The 22,183-nt window shown below is 39.9% G+C and carries 18 protein-coding genes; 6 read left to right on the top strand and 12 right to left on the bottom strand.

The window, feature by feature from the left end; translation table 11 throughout:
• Positions 1-79: 79 nt before the first annotated feature.
• The 5 genes from purT to HYU69_08070 form a co-directional block, all read right to left on the bottom strand.
• Positions 80-1,243: a formate-dependent phosphoribosylglycinamide formyltransferase gene (purT, locus tag HYU69_08090; GenBank protein MBI2270302.1), complete on the bottom strand. Its 1,164-nt coding sequence runs from the start codon at positions 1,241-1,243 to the stop codon at positions 80-82.
• Positions 1,244-1,262: 19 nt separating this feature from the next.
• A complete protein-coding gene (locus HYU69_08085; GenBank protein ID MBI2270301.1) occupies positions 1,263-3,179 on the bottom strand; it encodes a menaquinone biosynthesis decarboxylase in 1,917 nt (638 codons plus the stop codon).
• Between the two features lie 375 nt (positions 3,180-3,554).
• Positions 3,555-4,322: a DUF1828 domain-containing protein gene (locus HYU69_08080; GenBank protein ID MBI2270300.1), complete on the bottom strand. Its 768-nt coding sequence runs from the start codon at positions 4,320-4,322 to the stop codon at positions 3,555-3,557.
• The gene (locus HYU69_08075) at positions 4,322-4,819 is read right to left on the bottom strand and encodes a hypothetical protein (GenBank protein MBI2270299.1); all 498 of its coding nucleotides are present in this window, start codon (positions 4,817-4,819) and stop codon (positions 4,322-4,324) included. Before HYU69_08075 ends, HYU69_08080 begins: the two co-directional genes overlap by 1 nt.
• 73 nt (positions 4,820-4,892) lie before the next feature.
• Positions 4,893-7,667, bottom strand: a complete 2,775-nt coding sequence (locus HYU69_08070; protein MBI2270298.1) for a class I SAM-dependent DNA methyltransferase — start codon at positions 7,665-7,667, stop codon at positions 4,893-4,895.
• 257 nt (positions 7,668-7,924) lie between these two features.
• Between HYU69_08070 and HYU69_08065 the strand changes: the two genes are divergently transcribed.
• Positions 7,925-8,908 (top strand): T9SS type A sorting domain-containing protein, encoded by a 984-nt coding sequence (locus tag HYU69_08065; GenBank protein MBI2270297.1) that lies wholly within the window; start codon positions 7,925-7,927, stop codon positions 8,906-8,908.
• A gap of 66 nt (positions 8,909-8,974) precedes the next feature.
• On the opposite strand, the gene HYU69_08060 is transcribed toward HYU69_08065, so the two are convergent.
• Both HYU69_08060 and eno read right to left on the bottom strand, forming a co-directional pair.
• Positions 8,975-10,306 (bottom strand): citrate (Si)-synthase, encoded by a 1,332-nt coding sequence (locus HYU69_08060; GenBank protein MBI2270296.1) that lies wholly within the window; start codon positions 10,304-10,306, stop codon positions 8,975-8,977.
• 100 nt (positions 10,307-10,406) lie between these two features.
• Entirely contained in the window at positions 10,407-11,696 is a 1,290-nt protein-coding gene (gene eno, locus HYU69_08055; protein MBI2270295.1) for a phosphopyruvate hydratase, read from the bottom strand.
• Positions 11,697-11,866: 170 nt separating this feature from the next.
• On the opposite strand from eno, the gene HYU69_08050 reads away from it, so the two are divergent.
• From HYU69_08050 to HYU69_08040, 3 genes are read left to right on the top strand one after another with little or no spacing between them, the layout of a single operon-like run.
• Entirely contained in the window at positions 11,867-13,747 is a 1,881-nt protein-coding gene (locus tag HYU69_08050; GenBank protein MBI2270294.1) for a tetratricopeptide repeat protein, read from the top strand.
• Entirely contained in the window at positions 13,744-14,622 is an 879-nt protein-coding gene (locus HYU69_08045; protein ID MBI2270293.1) for a class I SAM-dependent methyltransferase, read from the top strand. The genes HYU69_08050 and HYU69_08045 overlap by 4 nt, the downstream gene beginning before the upstream one ends.
• 33 nt (positions 14,623-14,655) lie before the next feature.
• Positions 14,656-15,225: a gamma-glutamyl-gamma-aminobutyrate hydrolase family protein gene (locus tag HYU69_08040; protein MBI2270292.1), complete on the top strand. Its 570-nt coding sequence runs from the start codon at positions 14,656-14,658 to the stop codon at positions 15,223-15,225.
• 5 nt (positions 15,226-15,230) lie between these two features.
• On the opposite strand, the gene HYU69_08035 is transcribed toward HYU69_08040, so the two are convergent.
• From HYU69_08035 to HYU69_08020, 4 genes are all read right to left on the bottom strand, one after another.
• Positions 15,231-15,911, bottom strand: a complete 681-nt coding sequence (locus tag HYU69_08035; protein MBI2270291.1) for a nucleotidyl transferase AbiEii/AbiGii toxin family protein — start codon at positions 15,909-15,911, stop codon at positions 15,231-15,233.
• Complete coding sequence (locus HYU69_08030) at positions 15,875-16,252, bottom strand: hypothetical protein (protein MBI2270290.1); 378 nt, start codon at positions 16,250-16,252, stop codon at positions 15,875-15,877. Before HYU69_08030 ends, HYU69_08035 begins: the two co-directional genes overlap by 37 nt.
• Positions 16,253-16,308: 56 nt before the next feature.
• A complete protein-coding gene (locus HYU69_08025) occupies positions 16,309-17,700 on the bottom strand; it encodes an rRNA pseudouridine synthase (GenBank protein ID MBI2270289.1) in 1,392 nt (463 codons plus the stop codon).
• A gap of 84 nt (positions 17,701-17,784) precedes the next feature.
• Complete coding sequence (locus tag HYU69_08020) at positions 17,785-18,141, bottom strand: YraN family protein (GenBank protein ID MBI2270288.1); 357 nt, start codon at positions 18,139-18,141, stop codon at positions 17,785-17,787.
• 265 nt (positions 18,142-18,406) lie between these two features.
• Between HYU69_08020 and HYU69_08015 the strand changes: the two genes are divergently transcribed.
• Positions 18,407-19,057 (top strand): DUF4412 domain-containing protein, encoded by a 651-nt coding sequence (locus HYU69_08015; protein MBI2270287.1) that lies wholly within the window; start codon positions 18,407-18,409, stop codon positions 19,055-19,057.
• Here HYU69_08015 and HYU69_08010 read toward each other — a convergent pair.
• Positions 19,054-19,950, bottom strand: coding sequence for an LD-carboxypeptidase (locus HYU69_08010; protein ID MBI2270286.1), 897 nt, complete (start codon positions 19,948-19,950; stop codon positions 19,054-19,056). The two genes, HYU69_08015 and HYU69_08010, sit on opposite strands and share 4 nt — an antisense overlap.
• A 171-nt stretch (positions 19,951-20,121) precedes the next feature.
• On the opposite strand from HYU69_08010, the gene metG reads away from it, so the two are divergent.
• Positions 20,122-22,182, top strand: coding sequence for a methionine--tRNA ligase (gene metG, locus HYU69_08005; GenBank protein ID MBI2270285.1), 2,061 nt, complete (start codon positions 20,122-20,124; stop codon positions 22,180-22,182).
• Position 22,183 lies beyond the last annotated feature (1 nt).

Raw genomic sequence — 22,183 nt, 5'->3', positions numbered from 1 at the left:
TTATAAAATTTGCCCGAAGTTAGGATTATAATGGTATATCGACTTGTTTTTTTAATGAATGGTTAAAATCGGGGATTAATTACTTTACTTTTATTTTTGCGGCAATTGATTTCACCTTTTCTACAAGTTCTTTAACATTGGAATCAACATGGTCATAGGTTAACGCAACACCCATCCTGCGATAGGGTCGGGTAGAAGGTTTTCCAAAAATACGCAGGTCCGAGCGTGTAACATTAAGCGCTTCTGCGAAACCCTGGTATTTTGGATTAAGACCTTCGGCTGAGGCCAATATTACTGCGCTTGCACCCGCATTCTCCAGTAAGATTTCAGGGATCGGCAGGCCAAGTATAGCTCGCGCATGTAATTCAAATTCTGAAAAATTTTGAGTTCCGGCTAATGTTACCATGCCTGTATCATGCGGGCGTGGTGATAATTCAGAAAAATATACGCCATTATCTGAAAGGAAAAATTCAACACCCCAAATGCCTGGGCCGGTCAGCGCCGCCGTTACTTTATCAGCTATGTGTTGGGCTTCTGATAAATGTCCGGGATCAATTGCGGCAGGCTGCCAGCTTTCCTGGTAGTCGCCACGCTCCTGGCGGTGGCCAATAGGAGGACAAAACAAAGTCGGGCTATTTTTTTGGGTAACGGTAAGCAGGGTGATCTCGGAGTGAAAGGAAATAAATTCTTCTATGATCACTTCTGCCATATCGCCACGTTTCCCTGCCTGCGCATAGTTCCACGCTTTTTCAATATCCGTTTCGGTTTTAATGTAGGATTGTCCTTTCCCCGATGAAGACATTAGAGGTTTTACCACGCAGGGGATCCCAATATTTTTAACGGCAGAACGCAGTTCATCAAGTGTATTTGCATAAGCGTATTTAGCTGTTTTTAATCCTAATTCTTTTGCAGCCAGGTCGCGGATCGCTTTCCTGTTCATTGTGAAGTTAGCGGCACGTGCACTGGGAACTACCTGTATGCCTTGTTTTTCATAATCATAAAATCGTTCCGTGCGTATGGCTTCAATTTCGGGGACAATGATATCCGGTTTATGTTTCGCAACAATTTTATCCAATGCTGCGCCATCCAGCATGTTGATGACTTCACGTTCATCAGCTACCTGTTGAGCGGGAGCATTATTGTAAGAGTCAACGGCTATAACATATTGCCCCAAACGTTTAGCGGCGATCGCAAATTCTTTGCCCAGTTCACCGGAGCCTAATAGCATGATCTTTTTTATCATATCCAATTATTGAGTGTGTTCAAATGGTCTCGGACTCGGCAGCAACCGCTCCTCCTTTATATAATTGATTTTTGTATTTAAGTGATGGGGATTTAATAAAAGGGCCAAGACCAAGCATACTCCATTTTTCATCAATTGTTTTTATTGTTTTTTCATCCGCACAAATGATATTAGGCCAATCCCGCAAAAAGCCATCCAGCTTTTTTGTTTTACGGGTACCGTCAAAACCAATGTGTGACATTGAATTTTCGTCTTTTGCCTGAATAACATAACTGTCGCGTTTAGGATCAATGTTATTGGCAAATCGCCAAATCACGTCAGCTGTATCATTCGCATCTACAGTATGTTCAACGTAGATAATCATTTTCACATTTTTAAATTCATCCAGCGTAAATAGTTGCTCGTTCAATTCCCTCACATGATTTTTTCTGTTCTTTTTCACCGAAATAAAAACAACCGATATGCCCTGTTGCAACAACGAATCATTCACCCCGACAATTTCCGGAAATTTGTTTTTTATATCGTCTGCATTCAACTTTGAACTTTGAACTTTGAACTTTGAACTCGAAATTTCTTCCGGAAATTTCGCCGTTGCATCCACACACATTTTTCCTCCAAACGCGAACTTAGAACAGGAATGATCCAACACATCCATTGGTCCCTGGCTTAAATATATATCGTTTTGCGGGTCAACATTTTCGGAAATTGCTTTTGCAATAGCCATGTAATTATGTATGTCAACCTTCTCATCTACAACAACAAGAATTTTGTTGAACATCATTTGTCCAGCGCCCCACATGGCGTTCATCACCTTCTGCGCATGCCCGGCGAACTCTTTTTTTATTTTTATTATAGTGAGGTTGTGAAATACACCCTCAACAGGCATCTCCATATCAATGATCTCCGGTAGCAAAGTCATTTTTATCGGAGCCAGGAAAATGCGTTCTGTTGCTTTCCCGATCCAGGCATCTTCCTGTGGAGGTATGCCGACAATGGTCGATGGATATATTGCGTTTTTTTTGTGAGTGATGCAGGTAATATGAAATTTCGGGTACATGTCGGCCAGTGAGTAATAGCCGGTATGATCACCAAAAGGTCCTTCAAGTATCAACTCATCATTGGGGTCAACATAGCCTTCAATAATTATATCCGCGTCAGCGGGAACATGTATATCCTGCGTTAAGCACTTTACAAGTTCCACCCTTTTTTTACGTAAAAAACCTGCGAGCATATACTCATCAACATTGGGAGGAAGCGGGGCTGTAGCGGCATAGGTATAGGCTGGATCACCGCCAAGCGCCACGGCAACCGGCATTTTGATCCCCAGTTTTTTGTACTCATTAAAATGCCCGGCAGAGACTTTGTGTTTGTGCCAGTGCATACCTGTTAGCTTTGGGCTAAACACCTGCATGCGGTACATGCCCACATTCCGAATTCCTGTATTAGGATCTTTGGTATTGATAACAGGCAGCGTAATAAATCTCCCCCCATCTTCAGGCCAGCATTTCATCACCGGAAATTTTGTGATGTCGGGATCTTTCATGATTACCTCCTGGCATTCACCTTTACCACGTATCATTTTAGGCATCCATGATGAAATTTCGCCCAGCATTGGAAGCATCTTAAGCTTGTCCAAGATGTTCTCTTTAGGGCCTGCCAGCTTTTTAAATAATATTTCAATTTCTTTCGCAATATCATCCAGGTCAGCAACGCCCAGTGCCATGCACATGCGTTTGTATGAGCCCATTGAATTGATCAGAAGGGGAAACCCGGTTCCTGTGTTCTCAAATAACAGGGCTTTATTGTTGGAAGATTTTGAAACGCGGTCAACTATTTCGGCGATCTCGAGTTCGGGATTTACATACTCTTTTATGCGAATGAGTTCGCCGCTTTGGTCGAGGGTGACTATGAAATGTTGGAGGTTTTTGTAGGGCATAGGAATTTAGATGCTAAATAGGCAGTTTTTAGTTAAATGGCATGAAAATTGAACATAATTAACATTTAAATGTTTGTTTTATAACACCTTAATTTGGAGGAGTCAATATTTATCGCATATATTTGCACATCTCATTAACCATGTGTTAAAGGAGTTACGAGGCCGTCTGTTATGGGCGGCTTCTGCTTTTTATATATTCATCGTACTCCTTCTGTTTTTTTCTTTTCTCGTGCTCATAGTTTAAAACAAATGCAGTCCAAGGTAAAATATAGTCCTTTCTATCATCCAATATCATAATATAGTCAGGTTCTCCGCTACCCATTTCAAGCCAGATACATAATCTATTTTTACCGTTTCTGATTTGTGGCCAAACCTTTAATTTAAGCGGGCTTGTAAATATTCTGAAATATGACTTTCGTTTTTTGATAAATAGGGGAATTGCTTGTCAAGTATATTTGTAACCTTCGCACTTTTTCTGGTAGATATTTCTTCCATGTTTTCATAAATCCCTATCATAAGAGGATTGAACTTACTAAGAAGATAATGTTGCACAGTTATTGTAACCTGGTCGCAGCGGTCATTTGACGCTATAGGAAAAATGCAGATAGGTTTTGTAGCTTTTGTTATTGCATGAGGAGTAAAATATTCATCTGCAAAAGGAACTTCATCAGGGGTGTATTTTTTTTCAAATCCATAATCTTTAAATGCTGAAGACAAAAATTGTTCCAGTGTTTCGTAGAAGGGATTCTTGTTCTTTTTCCAGGTTAATAGAACGAGAGAAGATAATTTTGAAATGGTATCTAACAAACACATAAGGTTAGGAAGAATAAATTGCCTGTCGGATATTAAGTAAATATTTCCATCATCAATACTAACTTGGTTTTCAGAAAGTATTTTTTTAATTAATTCTTGTTTGCTGTCACTTTCAACGTCAACATCATACGACATTTTCATTAAAGTCAAGCCGTAATCTTGTATAAGGAAAGCATCCCCCCTTTTTTCAATAAAGATTTCATAAATGTCTCCATCAGGATGATAATAGGGCAGCAATATCTGATAGATATGAGGTCGCACAGGAACCAAATCAAACATATCCATGAACTGCTTTTTTAAAGCCTCTTTTATTTCCTGAATCTCTTTCATTATTTTTTAAACATAGCTAATTGGTTAGGGTCCTCCTCCTCAATATCAAATATTTTCAGGTACTCTTTATAATTTGTAAAATTAAGTTCTTTAAAAAAATGCAGAATGGCTCCTTTAAAGGTTACATAATCCGCTTCCCTTGAATGATGTTCTGCCCGGATTCCTTTTGCAATTATTTCTTCCTTGGCAAAATGTTTATGAAATGATTCTATTTTTTTACCATCTGAAAATTTATTCGTGTGATCCTTATGTTCTCCGTTATAACGGACCAAATTAAAATCCTCATCTTCTTTGGATATATATTTCAGTCCAATAGAGAATCTTTCTTCAAATTTTTCACTTTGACGAATGAATACTTCCAATTTATGCGTATCATCTTCAGTACAAGCTTCCATAGTAAGTCTTTTACTCCTGTTAATCGACTTAAATTTAACTCTTTTAGAAGATGTTATTTTTTTTGCACAAGTTATAAGACTATCAATTTCTTGCTGTGTCATAGGACAAAATTACGAAAAAATCATGGGTCACTGGTCAATTCAGAATACCGTAGCAGTAAACACAACTATAAAATCAATTCTTTTTCTTCTTTTTCTTCTCCACCGCAAACAACCCTGCTGTATACTTCTCATACAACTCAAATAAAAACTCCATGCGTTTGGCCTCGGTTGTAAACGGCTGCTGGCGGTAACACAGATCAACTGCTTTATCAAGCTCCTGGTGGGCTTTTACCAATAGGGGTGGCATGGTTAATGGGTCGTACAAATCGGCTAATGAGCTGTTAGGAAACTCCGCTCTTGCATCTAACACCTTTTGCGCCGCTGTTTCAACGGCCTTTATTTGTTTTTCTGTTGGGCTCTCCGGCCAGGGGTAGTTGTTGTAGACGATTTTATTGGAATAGATAAAATCGCTTTTCATTCTGCCACATACATAACTCATCCAAGCCATGCGCATCTTACTTTCCAAAATGCCAAAAAGGTAATGGCTTTCGTTGGGAATGAATGATGCTGTATTGTTAATTATAAATTCAGGTTCAACATAAGCAAATGGAATATAGTTTCTCCTTTCCGATGAAACTTTTGGAAACATTAAATACTTTGTTGTTGGTTGTCTGTCTTCGGAAAATAAAGTTGGAAAATTTGCCCAATGTCTTGTTCTTGCTTTAGTGCTCGCTAATCGGAAGTTTTTTACTCTTTCAATTCGTTCTTGAATAAATGGAATGTTTCTAATTTCACTTATTGGTGCATCTTTCAGCCAAAGGCAATATCGAACGTTTCCATTAATAAAATCTCCGCCACCAACAAATGGTCGAATGAATTTTGAACTTTGAGGATACTTTTTCTTTAACTCAGTTACTTCGTCAAAGGTTAGCATAAAGTGTCCATCATCGGTTGTTTCACTGCCTTTAATAATTTCAGGAACATTACATAAAGGCTTTGTTCTTGTAATAATAAACATGTCTTTTCCCTCAACTAAGTAAGGAGTGATGTTTTTTACCCTAATTTCATGCGGCTCTCCTTTAATATCATCGTATTCAAAAATTCGTTTCTCATTAATATCAAAGTTGGAAAATCCAATAATTACGACATGTACAGCTGCATTACCTTTTGCCTCATTCCCCCATTTAAAAGTGTTATGAGCAAAATGAATTTTTATTTTATATTTTTTAAATAATTCATTCCATAAAATTCCAACTTGCTCGCCTTGAGTAATTGAATTGGTACTCACAAATGCACATTTTATTTTAGTGTTTTCAGTTGAATATTGTTGTAAATACTGCGCGGCTTTAATGTACCAGGCTGTTACATAATCCAACACGCCTGCGCCTTTAACACCTGCAAAAATTAAATCCATGTCAGCTTTTTGCTCCGCACCTTGCAATTGTTTCCCAATAAACGGAGGGTTTCCAAAAATATAATCAAACACCTGTTCTTTCTTTTCCCATGGTATAGGGTCAATAAGGGTATGCCAGTCAAAACGCAATGAGTTAGTGTTTTTAATAACAGGGCTTTTCTTTAAAGGCAGGCGCACGTAATATTCGCCAAACTCCTCGCTCACTATCATGTTCATCTGGTGGTCAATTAACCACATGGCTACCTGCGCTATTTGCGAGGCAAACTCATCCAGCTCAATGCCGTAAAAGCGGTCCACATCAATTTTCAATAATATGGAAACAGCTTTTGCCTGTTCGTTTTTGTTCAGGCGTTTTATTATTTCAAGCTCCAGCATACGCAATTCTCGGTACCCAATAATTAAAAAATTACCGCAACCGCAGGCGGGATCGAGGAAACGGAGCAGGCTTATTTTTTCGTGAAGTTTGTTAAGCTGGTTTTTATTGTCTTTTGCTTTATCAAATTCCTGCCATAGTTCATCAAGAAATAATGGCTTTATCAGTTTTAAAATATTTTTTTCGCTGGTATAGTGCGCCCCCAAATTGCGGCGTTCCTTAGGGTTCATTACACTCTGAAACAGTGAACCAAAAATAGCGGGCGAAATTTTTCCCCAATTGAGCGCGCAACATTCCAAAAGTATTTTCCGCATCTCGCTATCAAATGAGGCGACGTGTAAATGTTCTTCAAATAATTTACCATTCACATACGGAAATGCGGCCAGCGCTTCATCCATATTTTTCAGGCGGTCTTCTTTGGCAGTATTAAGCACCTCAAAAAGCTGAGAAATATGCGCGGCCAGGTCGGAGCCGTCTACATTGGTTTTTCTTTCAATGTATTCGCGGAAGGTGTCTTTTTCAAAAATGCTGGTATCATCGGCAAACAAGCAAAACAACAGGCGCACTAAATACACTTCGAGCTGGTGGCCTTTGTAGCCAATAGCTTCCAGCTTATCGTGGAGCTTACCCATTAACAGGGCTGCCTCTATGTTTACGGGATCCTGTTCTTTATAGGTTCTTTTTTCGTAGCCTGCAATAAAACCAAACTCTTTTATGTGTTTGTATAGGTCTTTTATTGGAAATTCAACCGTGGTATTATCATCAAGATTGTAAAGACGGAAACGGGCAAAATCAGAAACAAGAATATATTTAGGTAAGTCGCGATCATTAAGCCCCGGAAAATAATCAATAGCCTGTTGATGAGCTTTATCAAGGTCTTTGCCGCGCGATTTAAATTCAATAAGTATTTGTCCTTTCCAAAGCAGATCGATATACCCTTGCTTGTCGCCTGCCTTTTTTACCTGGGTTTCAAAAGTAGCCACACGCCGGCGCGGAATGCCAAACACATTGAAGAATGCATCCATAAAGGATTTGGCTTCGGCATCCTCATTAAAATCATGTTCCCATTCCTTCGAGAATTGAACGGCGCGTTGTTTTATTTCGTTCCAGCTTAAAGCCATAATTTGTTAATAGAAATGTTTCCAAAAGTACTTATTGCACTATTGGTTTCTCATATTAATTCAAACAATAATTTCCCAACTATTTTTAACAGATGTATTGAGCATAACAATATATAACAGGCCGGGATGGAGGGGGTAGAAAAATCATTTTCAAATGGCCTACGTATTTTTTGTAATTGATTGATTATCATATAATGATACATGTCATTTTTATGAGAAATGAATATGCTTAACTTAGCACTTCTAAAACAATAGCCATGAAAAGGACACTTTTGATTTTCCTGTTTAGTTCAATAGCAATTTCATCCAGAGCCGATCTTAAAAAGGTAAGCGTAACCGGGAACTGGACATCTAATGAGACATGGGTGTCAGGTGCACCGGGGAATGGCGACAGCGTTGTGGTACCTACAGGACTCATACTTACAGTAAATGCCAATAACCTTGGACCTTTTTCAGGCATGAGGATAACTGTTGAAGCAGGCGCCGAAATAATAATTGGCGGCGGGAAAAAATTAGAGCTGGAAGATGATGGAATTATTTATCTTCTGGGAAATGGTAAATTGTCGGCTGAAAACCATGGTTCTTTAGGTTTTATCGGGGGAACTGAAGTTATACAAGGAAGTACGGGCCCGGCTACTACCGTAACACTTACCGGACCATTAAAAATTACGAAAGACGGCCAATTTCCCCTTCCAATTCAGCTTGTTTTCTTCTCTGCGAAAGAAGAGGGTGGTAAAGTGCTGCTCACATGGGCAACCGGAGTTGAAGTCAATAATGATTACTTTTCTATAGAACGCAGTTTGGACGGAATTTCTTTTGAAGTTATCGGGCGTATTAAAGGGGCCGGAACAAGTTCGAGGCAATTGAACTATTCGTTTTTGGATGAAAAACCTTTTGAAGATATTTCTTATTATCGTTTAAAGCAAACTGACTACGATGGTAAATTTGAATACTTTGCTTTAGGGTCAGCAAATATAAGATCAAAGACCCAGTTCTCTGTTTACCCATCACCGGCCGCATCAGCTGAGATGGTAAATGTGTCATATTTCTCCGCACATCAGGAAGAAGGGGCAATAATAAACATCTACAATGCTGAAGGAAGTATTGTTTTAAGTAAAACCCAGTCAATATCTGAAGGCCGGAATTTGTTGAGTTTTGAAAATAATCTTTCAACAGGTCTGTACTTGCTGAGGATGACAGTTGGAAGACATAGTTATACAGAGAAGGTAATAATTCAGTAGGACGTATTCACTGTTAATTAAAAAAGCCCTGATAATTCAGGGCTTTTTTAATTATGTAAAATGAATTTATTTAACCGTCGCAATCCCTATTTTTTTCTTAAGTCCTTCAGTAGTGATAGAGCTTGGCCGTTCAAGCGGATGTCCAAGCGCCCTGTCCCAAACGAGTGATGCGAGTACGCCAAGCGCACGGGATACGCCGAATAACACAGTATAAAAATCAAACTCGGTAATGCCAAAGTGCATAAGCAACGCGCCGGAGTGCGCATCAACATTCGGCCATGGGTTTTTTATTTTGCCAGTGCTTTCCAAAATAGGAGGAGCAACTTTATAGATCAGTTGAACGATCTCGCATAAGTCGTCTTTCTTGCCATCAACAGCTATGTAGCGATAATAAAAATCCTGTTGTGCGCTAAAGCGCGGATCTGTTTTGCGAAGTACGGCATGACCATATCCCGGAACAACTTTGCCTTCTTCCAATGTTTTTCTGATAAAATCGGCAATTTGTTGTTCAGTGGGTAAGCCTCCGCCTAATTGTTCACGCATATGCATGATCCACAGGATTACTTCCTGATTAGCTAATCCGTGTAAGGGGCCTGCCAGTCCGTTCATAGAAGCGGCGAAGCTAAGGTAAGGATCACTTAATGCCGAACCCACCAGGTGGGTAGTATGTGCAGATACGTTTCCGCCTTCATGATCCGCATGTATGGTCATGTACATACGCATGAGACGCTTTACATTAAAATCTTCGTAACCCATCATGTGCGCGAGGTTCGCTGCCCAGTCAAGTTTTGGATCGGGTTCAATATGTTCGTCGTTCTTATATTTTTTGCGGTAGATATATGCGGCTACACGCGGCAACCTGGCAATAAGGTTCATGGAATCTTCGTATGCATAATCCCAGTATTCCTTTTTGCTCATACCTTTACGATAAGCGGCAGCGAATACCGACTCGGTTTGCATGGCCATAATGCCAATGCTGAACATAGTCATTGGATGGGTAGAGCCAGGCAGGGCATCAATAGTGTCGAATACATGCTTAGGCACAATACTTCTGCGCGCCCAATTGTTCGTAATGTTAGTAACGTCATCTAAAGTTGGCGCTTCTCCGGTTAGCATCAGATAAAAAACGCCTTCAGGCAACGGTTCAGTACCTCCATTTGGTGACTTGGGGAACTGTGCGCGTAATTCAGGAATTGTATATCCGCGAAAGCGAATTCCTTCTTCAGGATCGAGTTTTGATGTTTCGGTAACTAAACCTATAATGCCCTTCATACCCTGGTATACCTGTGCAACGGTGTATTCACCAAGTTTTTTATCGCCATGCTCTTTAATAAGGGCTTTAACTTCGGCAGCCATTGGCAGGGCTTTCGCGGCAAATTTTTCTTTAAGTGTGTCCATGGGATAAATGTTGTTAGTTGTTGGTTGTTTGGCGTTATTGGCTTCAGGTCTCAGGTTGTTTGCGCCTGACAACTAACAACCAACAACCAAGAACGATTCATTACTTTATAAATTTAAAATCTTTACCAATAAATCTCGCCGCTTCCCCCAATTGTTCTTCGATCCGCAGCAATTGGTTATATTTCGCGATCCTGTCTGAGCGTGAGGCCGAGCCGGTTTTGATCTGTCCGCAATTTAACGCGACGGCCAGGTCGGCAATAGTAGTATCCTCGGTTTCACCCGAACGATGACTCATGATGCTGGTATAAGAATTGTTATGCGCAAGCTGCACCGCATTAACGGTTTCAGTGAGCGTACCAATTTGATTTACTTTAACCAATATAGAGTTAGCGACATTGTTACCAATTCCCTTCTGTAAAAAATTTACGTTGGTTACAAACAGGTCATCTCCCACAAGCTGTACTTTTTTGCCCAGCTTATCGGTAAGCAATTTCCACCCATCCCAATCATTCTCAGCTAATCCATCCTCGATCGAAAGAATGGGATATTTTTTTGCCCAGTCAACCCAAAAGTCAACCATCTCTGCCGATTTTAATTTTTCGCCGCTCGACTTTTTAAAATGATAGCTTTTGGTCTTCGCATCATAAAACTCAGATGCCGCAGCATCCATGGCAATATATATATCATAACCAGGTTTGTAACCTGCCGTTTCAATGGCTTTAAGAACGATCTTAATGGCTTCATCATTCGATTTAATGTCAGGAGCAAAGCCTCCTTCGTCGCCCACATTGGTGGAATAGCCTTTGTCTTTCAATACCTTTTTAAGGGTGTGAAAAATATCGGTGCCGATACGCAAGGCCTCGCTGAAAGTTTCCGCACCAACAGGCATGATCATGAATTCCTGGAAATCGATACTGTTGTCGGCGTGGGCACCTCCATTCAGAATATTCATTAAGGGGATAGGAAGTGTATTGGCATTGATACCACCAACATACCTGTATAACGATTGGCGGGCTTCTTCAGCGGCAGCTTTGGCAACGGCAAGTGACACACCAAGGATGGCGTTGGCCCCTAAAGTGCTTTTATTATTACTGCCGTCAAGAACGATCATTTTTTTATCAATGGCATTCTGATCGAATACATACATGCCATTTATTTCCTCCTTGATAACGGTATTTACATTATTTACCGCCTTCAATACACTTTTACCCATGTAAACACCTTTGTCGCCATCACGCAATTCCACAGCTTCGTGTTCGCCTGTTGATGCGCCTGATGGAACGGCCGCCCGGCCCATAATGCCTGTATCTGTTATAACTTCAACTTCAACGGTTGGATTACCGCGTGAATCAAGGATCTGCCGCGCCTGTATACTTGAAATGAAACCCATAATAAAAGGAGAATTTTATGATAAAACTATGCCTATCAAAAGTAGAAATTTAAATGACATTTAACCCTTATTTTGGCTAAAAAACTTTGTATACGGGCCATATTGGGGCATTGCTATTAAGTAATTTCATAATAAGTTGATTCCTTTTTTCTATTTTTGAATGCAGATCTATGGCAAATCCTAAAAAAACAAACTCCATTAAACCGGCAGCTAAAAATGCTCCATCAATTGCGTTTTCAAAATTGAAGTGGCGTTTTATTAGTGTTGTTTTCGCTTCAGCCTTTTTATTATATGCAAATACACTTCAGCACGATTATTCACTCGATGATGATATTTACACCAAGAAAAACACGTTTATTCAGCAGGGATTTTCCGCTTTACCAAGCCTTTTTAATAAGGGTTCACTGGTGGGGTTTAATAATGCCAATGAGTCCAACTACCGTCCCCTGGTGTTGCTCAATTTTATGATCAGCACTGCTATATTCGGGAATAACGCTCATGTTGATCATTTCTTCAATGTGATCTTTTATGGCCTGTCATGTGTTATTTTGCTGTTGTTGTTGCAAAAAATGTTTAAAAAATACAATCCGTATGTGGCCCTCGCAATTACGTTAATATTTGTATTTCACCCCGTACATACCGAGGTGGTGGCCAGTATAAAAAGCCGCGATGAAATACTCGGTTGGCTGTTCGGGGTGCTTTCTTTTTACTACCTGATGGTATATGTTGAAAATATGCGCCTGACCAAGAAGTTGTTTTGGTCGCTTCTGTTTTTCTTCGCTTCTATTTTGTGCAAGGAAAACAGTTTGACATTTATTCTTATTGTTCCTTTGTTGCTTTATTTTTTTACCGACCTGCCTGTTAAAAAGATCACCAGTATCGCTGTGCCGTACGCGGCTCTTATTCTAATATACATGGCCATTCGTATAAGTGTGTTGGATAGCATTACATTCAAAGACAAGATCATTATTATGAATAACGGGTTGATGGCTGCAAAAACAACTGCCGATATGCTGGCCACCAACTTTGTTATCCTGGGTAAATACATCTGGCTGCTGGTATTCCCGGTGAACCTGACCTGGGATTATTCATACAGCCAGGTGCCTATTGTTTCTTTTTCCGATTGGAAAGCTTTAGTTTCCCTCGCATTATACCTTGGGATGGGAGCCTATGTATTGTTGCGTTTTAAGGAGAGAAACGTATATGTATTCGCGATCCTCTTTTTCCTCATTACTATTTTTCTTTCATCCAATCTTTTGGTGAAAATAGGTGCTACTATGGGTGAACGTTTTCTATACGTGCCTTCACTTGGTTTTTGTATAGCTTTGGTATTACTGTTACTGAAAGCTATGAAAGTAGAAATGGAATCAATGAGCTGGCCGAACAGGTCGACCGTATTTGCTTTACTGGGTTGCATATTGGGTTTGTATGGATTTAAAACAGTTGACCGGAACAAAGCCTGGAAAAATAATTTTGAACTGTTTACGTCTGGATTGGAAATTTCTACCGGCAGTGCCCGTGCTCATTTTGCGGTTGGAAGTGAGTGCCGTGTAAAGGGTGAGGCAGAGCCCGATCCTGTTAAGCGTGGAGAATACTTTAAAAAGTCGGTGGAAGAATACTATAAGGGAATTGCCATTTACTCGGAAGATGCTGAAATATGGTATAACCTTGGCGTAACTTATTTTGATATGGGAGATACCGCAAATGCGCGTAAAGTATACGCCAAAGCGATTGAACTTAGGCCCAATTATAATATGGCTTTAAATAATACAGGGGTGCTTTATTTTAATATGAAGAATTACGACAAGGCTCTCCAATATTTCACCAAAATAATTGAAACCGATACGCTGTTTAATGACGCGTATGGAAATATCGGCGCGGTTTATCACAACAAAGGCGATTACAGCACGGCGGCAAAGTTTTACGAAAAAGCGTTGTCGAAAAATCCATACAACAAGAGTACGCTTAGTAACATGGCTCTTGTATATAAAGCCTTAGGCGATACAGTAAAAGCTAATTCCTGTCTGCAACGTGCGGCCGCTATCCAATGAAATTTGAACTGACATATTACCCCTGTTCGGTTTGCGGAAGTGAGCAATATAAACTTCTGTATAAGGTAAAAGGGTTTGACATTGTTCAGTGTAAGGACTGCGATTTTGTTTTTGTCAACCCACGTATTAAAAACAGTGACCTGTATAAAATTTATTCTGAAAATTATTTTACCAATACCGGCGAAGGATATGGTTACCAGGATTATGAACTGACATCGCACTTGCGGTTAAAGACATTTCAAAAATGGATCGATGGAATTGAGCCGTATTTAACAAAAAATAAAGGGCCGGTTTTGGATATCGGCTGTGCTGCAGGGCATTTCCTTGAATTGATGCGTGAAAAGGGTTGGGATGTAGAAGCGATCGAGCTGGATAAAAAAATGATCGAAAAGGTAAAAGCTAAAAACATAAAAGTTTTTGAGCGCCCTTTTGAGGAATTTACTTCCGGTAAAAAATACAAACTTATTACCATGTTCGATGTGCTTGAGCATATTCCTGATTTGAAAACAACATTTAAGAAATTACATGAGTTGTTGGATGATGATGGAATTGTTGCACTTATAACACCTGATTTTAGCTCAATGCAACGCAAATTGTTTGGTAAAAAGTGGTTCCAGTATAAACCGCAGGAACATATACAATATTTTACCCCTGCTACGTTGGCAAAAGCCATTGAGCCTTACGGCCTGACCTTAGTACATTCTTCGCCAAGCGGGCAATATGCCGACACAGGATTTTTGCTTGACAGACTCGACCGGTATAATTTCAGATTAATGAAAACAGTTGCGACAACTGCTGCTGCTTTGTTCGGGCTGAGGAATAAATACTGGTACCTCGACACAGGAAGTCTGTTCGCGGTCATAAAAAAGAAATAACCCGGCTCTTTTTTTTGGAAGGATGGGGACCTCATGATCTATATCATCGATTTCGGCAGCAGCAAAACTTCAAACATAAAAAATGTAGTGGAGGGGCTTGGATATAAATGCCGCATCATTCCATGGCAGGCGCCCCATTTGATTGATTTAAAAAATGCAAAAGGATTTATTTTAAGCGGAGCCCCTGTTTTGTTAACGGAGGCTTCTTCAGAACCTTATCTTGAAAAGTATCGGTTTATCACAACAGCCGGATTGCCTGTTTTGGGAATTTGTTTCGGGCATCAGTTAATTGGATTACTTTATGGCGCAAGAATTTTTAAGGGGGATGCGGTCAGAATATCGGTTCCGATAAGTATTAAAACTCAAAATAGTTTATTCGATCGTTTGCCGGAACAACCTGTATTTATGGAAGACCATATAGAAGGAATTGATTTACCAAAAGGATTTGTTCATTTGGCCCGCTCTGAAAAGTATGAAGTGGAAGCAATGAAGCATCCTTCTGAAAATATTTATGGCGTGCAATTTCATCCTGAGGTATCAGGAGAAAATGGAGAAAGGCTGATTGAAAATTTTTTGATCAAAATGAGTGAATTGAAGCGATAAAGCACTCATTTTTTATTACGCTTCAGTTTGATCTTCCTTTCTTTTAAAATGTCGTCAAAATAGCTCTTAAAACTTTTCTCGATTTTCTGTTTTATATTCTCCCAACTTATATCATGTATCATTGCCGGCATTTCGCAGGATTCAGCCCCGCTAAAATCTTTGATCTTTATGATCACATCATCTTCATAAGGCGCCATAATAGGATATTTTTCCTTAAAGAACCCAACCATTTGTTTCAGGCTGTATTTGTCGAGCAGAACACTAATATCCGCCAGATCTTTTTTTGTTTTCCTTCCTGAAAACGGATCGCATACCATTTTTATTTTTGTTGCGGCAATATCCTCGGTACTTGCCATCCGGATGCCATTTTCAAAAATAATTTCACGAATAAATGGGGTTTTACTGTCCACAATGTCAACTTTTACTCCATTGATTTCAGTTCGTATCATTATCCCACCTTCAGCCCTTAGCCGGCTCAATTTAAACTTCTCAATCAATTCATGGCATATCTCTTCAGCGGAAAAATCATTGCAACTGAACATATCTATATCAATTGATTTTCTGTGTCCTAATTGTAAAGACAGAGCTGTCCCGCCAACAAGACGGAAATTCTGAAGTGTTTTCAGCTTCATCAATTCCTTGAGGACGTTTAATAACTCCTTGGATACTGTTTCAGTTCGTAACATTTAAACTCGTTTTGGGGAATTTCAAAAACAGCTGAAGCGACAGCAAGCCCGAATGCATCCAGGTTAAGGGTAGAAAGCAGGAGGTTTTTCACATAATCTTTTCCATAACAAATAATAATGTCTGCAATTTCCTGGAAGTTTCCATAGTTGAAAACGCGACAGATAATAAAATCACTACTTTTTGTATAATCAATATTAGTTCCGGCAACATCCCATAAAACAACAGGGCGTATTTCAGGAATATATTTAGGTGATTTCATTCGTATATATTTCTTAAGTTTCAGGGTATCATATGTAACACGCATGATATCATCCGTGTTGTTGATACTGAAAGGCATCATAGTTGTTTGGTAAGTGTAAAGTTACAACATATAACAATTTTCGGTTATAATTATTGTTACCCCAGCATTTTCAAATAGCTCACTTCTTTTTCGGTTAACATACGCCAATTACCGCGGGGCAGATCTTTTTTTGTAAGACCCGCGAATATAACACGGTCAAGTTTTACAACAGTATAGCCAAATTGTTCGAATAGCCGGCGCACCACCCTGTTTCGGCCGCTGTGTATTTCAAGTCCAACTTCTTTTTTACTGCTTCCGTCACCAACATAACTGATCATGTCGGGCTTTATATGACCATCTTCAAGTGTAACGCCGTTATTGGCGATCTCATCAAAATCAGGCTTGTTGAGCGGCTTGTCAAGCGTGACCATATACACTTTTTTTATACCGTGTTTGGGATGCGTGAGTTTTTTGGTAAGGTCGCCATCGTTGGTCAAAAGCAAAACGCCTGTTGTATTGCGGTCGAGGCGGCCAACGGGGTAAATGCGTTCCCTGCATGCGTTTTTTACGAGATCGAACACCGTTTTCCGGTCAGCGGGATCGTCAAGTGTTGTGATAAAATCTTTTGGTTTATTCAGTAATACATAAACCAGTTTTTCTTTTCGGAGTGTTTCACCGCCATAATTAATTCTGTCGTCGGGTTTTACTTTGTAGCCCATTTCGGTGACCACCTTTCCGTTTACACTGACTGCACCTGCACTAATAAGCTCATCGGCTTCGCGCCTGCTGCAGATTCCTGCATTGGCGATGTATTTGTTTAAACGGATAAGGCCATCGGAAATGAATTCATCCTGTTCGCTAAGTTTTTTGTAGGCAGGTCCGGCCGATCTTTTTACAAATTTTCTTTTAAAAGATTTTTTTGTTTCGCCGGGTCTGTCTGTATCACTTTTTGCGGAGCTGCTGAATGGTTTTTTAAAAGGCTTTTTTTCAAACGGGGCTTTGTCGCGGCTGTAAGGGTGTTCTTCACGAACATCATCTTTTCTTTTGAACCCTTTTTCTTTACGTACATCCCTGCCATCGCTATAATCTGATGGATTAAATGATCCGCCAAAAGGCTTACTGCTGAAGCGGCTTGGCTGTTCTCCGCGATCATCGCCATTCCTTTTTGAGTAGGTGTTTTTACCTTTTCCGAAGGTCTTGCCTGGCTTTTTGAATGATTTGCCAAATTTCTTTCCACCTGGTCGGTCGGGTTTACCAAATGACTTCTTTTCGTCGGCGTAAGCAGGTTTTTCGAAAGGAGCCTTTCTTTCCTGGTCTAAAAGATTCTTTCGCTTTCTTACAGAATAACTTTCTTTTCCGTGCGCGAGATCTTCATTGGGATCAAAGCTCTTTTTTTCATTGGATCTGCCAAAGGTTTTCTCGTGGAATGATTTTTTTTCCTGATACGAGCCTTTTTTTTTGCCTTTACCTTTCTTAAATGATCTTTTCTTGTTGAATTCTCGAGCCATCGGTGCTTTACTTTACGCAAAGATAGTTAATTAAACAGCCTTTGCGAGAGAACAGCACAAAGAGATTTTTTGGAATACCACTTTCTAGCCTGCCGTTGAAAAAGCGTCTTCTATGTGATTTACCTGGGGATCTTGTGCGGTAAGTAAAATACCAACAATATCAAAACGTGTTTCTGTTTGTATGTTGTGCTCCATTACATAAGCATCTGCGGCCTTAATGATGCGCAATTGTTTTTTTCGTGTAACCCACTCATGCGGTTCGCCAAAAGTGATGCTGTTACCCGTTTTCACTTCAACTATAACCAGGAAATTATCTTTTTGAGCAATAATATCAAGTTCTAAATGCTGATGCCTCCAGTTCACTTCGAGTATAGTATATCCCCTTTTGCGCAAATGGTTTGCTGCAATTTGTTCCCCTTTGTCACCTGTTTTTTTTGACATTATCCTGTGGTTCGTTGCGAATATACGAATTCGCATTTTTCGTATTTAATGTTACTGAGTATTACGAAGCTTATGCGACAATGTATTTAACAAAAGCTTTATTAATAGGATACTTTCAAAGGTTTTAAACGTCGCCCAGGTAATGGGCCTAGTAGTATAATGATTGGTAATTCGCAGAAATTCGCAGTTCGTGCCGGTTGGCATGATACTTGAATGGCAATATGATAAAATTTACTATTTTCGTATTAACTAAACGATTCGACAGATGAAAAACCTAACTACTAAATTAACTGTTACAACCATTGCGGTGGCGAGTTTTGTATCAGCTTCACTTGCACAATTCGAAGGAACGATCGACTTCAAAAAAATGACCCAGATCGATACAACCGAATATATTTATTATGTAAAAGGGAATATGGTTCGTATTGACGAGATCGGTTCCAAATCGAAAAAGGTAGAAGGCACTTTCCTGATTGACCTTTCGGCTTCAACAATGTTGTCCTTGAGTCATGACCGCAAATTATATATGGATCAAAAGCCAGGAGCTCCTGTTGCTGTTGCCGGTAAGCCTGAGATAACAAGCACAAAGGGTGCAAAAACATTACTGGGGGTTAACTGTAAAGAAGTTTCCGTTGTTAACAAGGACGAGAACACAACCATTAAATACTATGTTGGAGGGTCTAAATTCGAGTTTTTTGCTAAAATGTTAAGGCTGATGAACAGGAAAGACAAGCCGGCATCGTATTTCCTTCTTATCTCAAAAGAAGCAGGTGACGGATTTCCATACATGTCTGTTCAAACGGATGCTACTGGAAAAGAAACAGGACGTTTAGAAGTTCAAAAGATAGAGAAAAAGGCCCTTGATGCTGAAATGTTCCAGATCCCCAAGGATTATCACAAATTCGAGAAGAACTAATCATATCTGAGCATTACTCCGGTATCATCCACAGAAAACCTTGCCTTACGGCCAAAAACCAGGGCGAGGTTTTTTTCTATATGCCCGGCAGGGAAATTGAAACAAACAGGATAGTTATATTCCGAAACCGCTTCAAATATTATTTCTTCTGCGGTTTTTCCAAAAGGATTTGGATTATCTTTCATGTCGGTCATTCCGCCCACCACCAGGCCGGCCAGGCCTTTTAATTTGCCGGCACGTTTTAAGTTCATCATCATGCGATCGATGTGATAAAGGTATTCGTTCAGGTCTTCAATGAATAATAGTTTACCCTTTGTGTCAATATCAGATCGGCTTGCGCTAAGGGCGTATAGGAGAGATAGATTGCCTCCAATTACTTCACCTTCGGCTTTGCCTTTTCTGTTTAGCAAATGGGATTCAACCCGGTATGATAATGGCTCATTAAATAACGCCTTTCTTAATGTGTCAACAGCCTCTTCGTTTTTATCGAAAATATTGGCCATGATGGCGTGCACTGTTTCAATGCCGTAATTCCTGTGTATATGAGCATGTAAAACAGTAATGTCGCTATATCCAACTATCCATTTTGGGTGTTTGCTAAATATTTTAAAGTCAAGTTTATCAATGATGCGCAGCATTCCATAACCTCCGCGTGCGCTGATTATAAGTTTAATTGATCTGTCATCCAGCATTTTTTGCAGATCGGCGGTGCGATCGTCATCTGTTCCTGCAAACTGGAAGTTTTCATTAAATATGTGTTTGCCGAGTTCTATTTCCAATCCCCATTCGTGAAGTTTATTGAGAGCCGGCAATATGCTTTCTTTATTTATTTTTCCGGCAGGCGCAACGATGCCGATCTTGTCACCTTTTTTAAGAGCAGGAGGAGTGTGCATAAAATACAATTTACAAAGTGAAAATGGCGATATGGATTAGTGATCCAATCTTGTATCTTTGCGTGAATTTACGTGAACTGTTCCAGGTTCAGGGCTCAAAGTTCAAATTTTTTATAAACAAAATAATACGACTTAAACATTGAACCCGGAACTTTGAACATTGAAACCCGAATATTGAACTATAAAAGACATACCGTTACAGCAGCGCTACCTTACGCCAATGGCCCTGTGCATATAGGACATTTGGCCGGCTGCTATTTGCCGGCTGATATATATGTGCGTTACCTGCGTTCAAAAGGTGAAGATGTGATCTTTATTTGCGGCTCAGACGAGCATGGTGTTCCCATTACAATTAAAGCAAAAAAAGAAGGCATAACACCTCAGCAGGTTGTAGATAAATACCATAAGCTGATGGGCGATGCGTTCCGCGATTTTGGCATTTCATTCGATATTTATTCGCGAACCTCCAGCAAAACGCATCACGAAACGGCTTCAGATTTTTTTAAAAATCTTTACGATAAAGGTGTTTTTAAAGAGGAAATAACTGAACAGTACTTTGATGAAAAGGCCGGTCAATTTTTGGCCGATCGTTATATTATAGGTACCTGTCCGAAATGTGGAAACGAGAATGCTTATGGTGATCAGTGCGAAAAATGCGGTACATCATTAAGCCCTACGGAACTGATCAATCCGCGTTCAACTTTATCGGGCGAAAAGCCGGTGATGAAGAAAACAAAGAACTGGTTTTTGCCGCTTGATAAAATGCAGGCCGGTATCGAAGCCTACATCGATTCTCATAAAGACTGGAAGACCAATGTTTACGGCCAATGCAAATCATGGCTAACACAAGGTCTGCAGCCGCGTGCAATGACCCGTGATCTGGATTGGGGTGTAAAGGTTCCGGTTGAAGGAGCGGAAGGAAAGGTGCTGTATGTTTGGTTTGACGCGCCTATTGGATATATTTCTGCAACGAAGGAGTTGTTCGAAAAGGGCGAGGGGCAAGGGACGAGGGACGAGTGGAAAAAATATTGGATGGACAAAGAAGCTCGTTTAGTTCATTTTATTGGAAAAGATAACATCGTTTTCCACTGCATTATTTTTCCCGCAATGTTAATGGCGCATGGGGATTATATTCTGCCGGAGAACGTTCCTGCCAACGAGTTCTTGAACCTGGAGGGGGATAAGATCTCCACTTCACGGAACTGGGCAGTATGGCTGCATGAATACCTGGTTGATTTTAAAGACAAGCAGGATGTATTGCGTTATGTGCTTTGTTCGAACGCGCCTGAAACAAAGGACAATGATTTTACATGGAAAGATCTCCAGGCGAAAAACAATAATGAACTGGTTGCTATACTTGGCAATTTTATTAACCGCACATTGGTTCTTACTGATAAATATTACGGAGGAAAAGTTCCTGAAGCGGATCAGTTTAGCAAAAACGATCTTTCTCTTCTTGAAGAAATAGTAAAGTATCCGAAAAAAATAGGCGATTCGCTTGATAACTTTCGCTTTCGTGAAGCACTGGCTGAATTAATGAACCTTGCACGACTGGGAAATAAATACCTTGCAGATAATGAACCCTGGAAAATTGCCGCAACCGATGAAAAGCGGGTCCGCACAATAATGAATATTTCTCTGCAGATTTCCGCGAATCTTACCGCATTGATGGAGCCATTTTTGCCGCACAGCGCGAAAAAACTTTCGGAAATGCTAAATTTAAAAGATCTGCACTGGCGCGATGCAGAATGTATTGACCTGCTAAAAACAGGACATCAGTTGGGTAAAGCATCACTATTATATGATAAAATAGAAGAGCCGGAAATAGATAAACAAATACAAAAACTTGCGGATTCAAAAAAAATGAACAACGCTTCGACTCCGCTCAGCATACCAAGCTCCAAGCCCGATATTACTTTTGATGACTTTTCAAAAATGGATATTCGTGTAGGTACCATTTTGGAAGCGGAACGTGTACCCAAAACTGATAAACTGTTAAGGTTAAAGATCGATACCGGCATTGATCAGCGAACAGTTGTATCGGGAATTGCAGGGTTTTATGAGGCAGAAAAGATTATCGGTCAGAAGGTAAGTATTTTAGTAAATTTGGCGCCCCGGAAGATCAAAGGGATTGAATCACAAGGGATGATATTAATGGCAGAGAATAATAAAGGTGAATTGGCGTTTGTGACGCCAACGAAAGATTCGAATAATGGCTCAGTAATAAAATAAT

The sequence above is a fragment of the Bacteroidota bacterium genome, from assembly GCA_016183775.1.
Classification (GTDB): Bacteria; Bacteroidota; Bacteroidia; order JABDFU01; family JABDFU01; genus JABDFU01.
Note: the sequence above shows the minus strand (reverse complement) of the source record. Positions and strands in the feature narration are given on the sequence as shown.

Excerpts from the sequence above, each read along its gene's own strand:
- HYU69_08045 (MBI2270293.1), top strand. The coding sequence starts at position 13,744 with ATGAAATTTGAACTGACATATTACCCCTGTTCGGTTTGCGGAAGTGAG.
- HYU69_08035 (MBI2270291.1), bottom strand. The coding sequence starts at position 15,911 with ATGTTACGAACTGAAACAGTATCCAAGGAGTTATTAAACGTCCTCAAG.
- HYU69_08065 (MBI2270297.1), top strand. The coding sequence starts at position 7,925 with ATGAAAAGGACACTTTTGATTTTCCTGTTTAGTTCAATAGCAATTTCA.
- HYU69_08050 (MBI2270294.1), top strand. The coding sequence starts at position 11,867 with ATGGCAAATCCTAAAAAAACAAACTCCATTAAACCGGCAGCTAAAAAT.
- HYU69_08060 (MBI2270296.1), bottom strand. The coding sequence starts at position 10,306 with ATGGACACACTTAAAGAAAAATTTGCCGCGAAAGCCCTGCCAATGGCT.
- HYU69_08075 (MBI2270299.1), bottom strand. The coding sequence starts at position 4,819 with ATGACACAGCAAGAAATTGATAGTCTTATAACTTGTGCAAAAAAAATA.
- HYU69_08080 (MBI2270300.1), bottom strand. The coding sequence starts at position 4,322 with ATGAAAGAGATTCAGGAAATAAAAGAGGCTTTAAAAAAGCAGTTCATG.
- HYU69_08010 (MBI2270286.1), bottom strand. The coding sequence starts at position 19,950 with ATGCACACTCCTCCTGCTCTTAAAAAAGGTGACAAGATCGGCATCGTT.
- eno (MBI2270295.1), bottom strand. The coding sequence starts at position 11,696 with ATGGGTTTCATTTCAAGTATACAGGCGCGGCAGATCCTTGATTCACGC.
- HYU69_08020 (MBI2270288.1), bottom strand. The coding sequence starts at position 18,141 with ATGTCAAAAAAAACAGGTGACAAAGGGGAACAAATTGCAGCAAACCAT.
- HYU69_08030 (MBI2270290.1), bottom strand. The coding sequence starts at position 16,252 with ATGATGCCTTTCAGTATCAACAACACGGATGATATCATGCGTGTTACA.
- HYU69_08015 (MBI2270287.1), top strand. The coding sequence starts at position 18,407 with ATGAAAAACCTAACTACTAAATTAACTGTTACAACCATTGCGGTGGCG.
- HYU69_08025 (MBI2270289.1), bottom strand. The coding sequence starts at position 17,700 with ATGGCTCGAGAATTCAACAAGAAAAGATCATTTAAGAAAGGTAAAGGC.
- purT (MBI2270302.1), bottom strand. The coding sequence starts at position 1,243 with ATGATAAAAAAGATCATGCTATTAGGCTCCGGTGAACTGGGCAAAGAA.
- HYU69_08040 (MBI2270292.1), top strand. The coding sequence starts at position 14,656 with ATGATCTATATCATCGATTTCGGCAGCAGCAAAACTTCAAACATAAAA.
- HYU69_08070 (MBI2270298.1), bottom strand. The coding sequence starts at position 7,667 with ATGGCTTTAAGCTGGAACGAAATAAAACAACGCGCCGTTCAATTCTCG.
- HYU69_08085 (MBI2270301.1), bottom strand. The coding sequence starts at position 3,179 with ATGCCCTACAAAAACCTCCAACATTTCATAGTCACCCTCGACCAAAGC.